Genomic DNA, 1,190 nt, shown 5'->3' on the forward strand with positions numbered 1-1,190 from the left:
GAAAGGCGGGCTCTCGAGCTGCACTTCGCACTCCCGCTCCGCTTCTCTGCGTTCTTGCGTATAGCCAGGGCTATCGACTGGTTGATCTCGCCGTTGACCTTGCCGTCGAAGCGGGCGAGGGGATCGAAATCGGTCCAGACTTCCTCGACCGTGGCGAGGTCCGACACGACGGCAAGCGCATCCTCGAGACGTTCGAAGAACGTGGTATCGTCCACCATGCCATCATCGATCACGTCGGCGGTATCGGCATCTAGGCCTTCGGCAACGGCGTCGATCGTGATCTCGCCGGTGTCAGGGTCGATGGTCTCTGCCGGACCGGTGATCTGCGCTGACGGCGGTGCGGGCGGCTTCGGCGGGACAGGCCTGGCTATCGGCGTGACATCGCGCATCTCGGCGATCAATTCACCAAGTCGACGTTCAGCTCGGATGCGGATTTCTGCGGCGTCTGCCTCCAGGTCCTTGTTCTTGGCCTGGCGGGCATAGGCGCGCATGGCCTCGGCCTTGTCGCGAAGGTCTTTGACCTCATCGACCGACTTGGCCTCAGCCAGAGCGCGGACCGCCGCATCGTAGCGGACGAGAGCGCTTGGTGGATGATCGCCGGCGGACGCTGTGCGGATCACGCTGCCTGCTCCGATGAGGGGACGGTCGGTCGGACAGGGAAGAAGTCGCGGTGCGTTAGATCGATGCCGTTTGCCTCGGCATATTCGAGGATGACTGGCTGCTCACCCTGTGGGATCAAGCCACCGGTGCCACCGCGCTCCTTCGAGTACATCCAGCGGTACACCCGCGAGACGTGCTTGCCGGTGATTTTGGCAATGTTCTCGATGCCGACTTTGGCGATGATTGACTTTGCGGGTTCAAGATGCGTTTCGCTCATAATCGGGATATTTGCGATTATCGCGATTTTATGTCAAGCGAATTTTGCGAAGTTCGCGATGGATAATTTTGCGCAAATCGCGAATGTGCGCTGATGGATGACCCGCAGCGCGAACTCAAACAATGGCTTGCCGAGAAGGTAAGCCCACATGGCGAAGCTATTCGGCTTTCGCAGGCGACGGGACTCAGCAGCGACAAAATAACTCGTTCTAAGGAGTTAGAATCATCTGACCCGAAAAAACGCCGAACCCTTCAGTATGAAGAAATTCGAGCGATCGCGATGTACTTTAAGGAACTTCCGCCCGGCTATGAGG

The 1,190-nt window shown here is 58.7% G+C and carries 1 protein-coding gene and 2 pseudogenes; 1 reads left to right on the forward strand and 2 read right to left on the reverse strand.

What is annotated here, in order from left to right; translation table 11 throughout:
- Positions 1-620 (reverse strand): annotated as a pseudogene (locus tag FJ980_RS32860) (hypothetical protein); the annotation flags it as partial.
- Entirely contained in the window at positions 617-877 is a 261-nt protein-coding gene (locus FJ980_RS32865) for a hypothetical protein (RefSeq protein ID WP_140547584.1), read from the reverse strand. The pseudogene FJ980_RS32860 and the gene FJ980_RS32865, both read right to left, overlap by 4 nt.
- Before the next feature lie 93 nt (positions 878-970).
- Between FJ980_RS32865 and FJ980_RS32870 the strand changes: the two are divergent.
- A pseudogene (locus tag FJ980_RS32870) lies at positions 971-1,190 on the forward strand (helix-turn-helix transcriptional regulator); the annotation flags it as partial.

Source organism: Mesorhizobium sp. B1-1-5, from assembly GCF_006443065.1.
Taxonomy (GTDB): domain Bacteria; phylum Pseudomonadota; class Alphaproteobacteria; order Rhizobiales; family Rhizobiaceae; genus Mesorhizobium.

Coding starts and splice junctions, on each gene's coding strand:
- FJ980_RS32865 (WP_140547584.1), bottom strand. CDS start 877: ATGAGCGAAACGCATCTTGAACCCGCAAAGTCAATCATCGCCAAAGTC.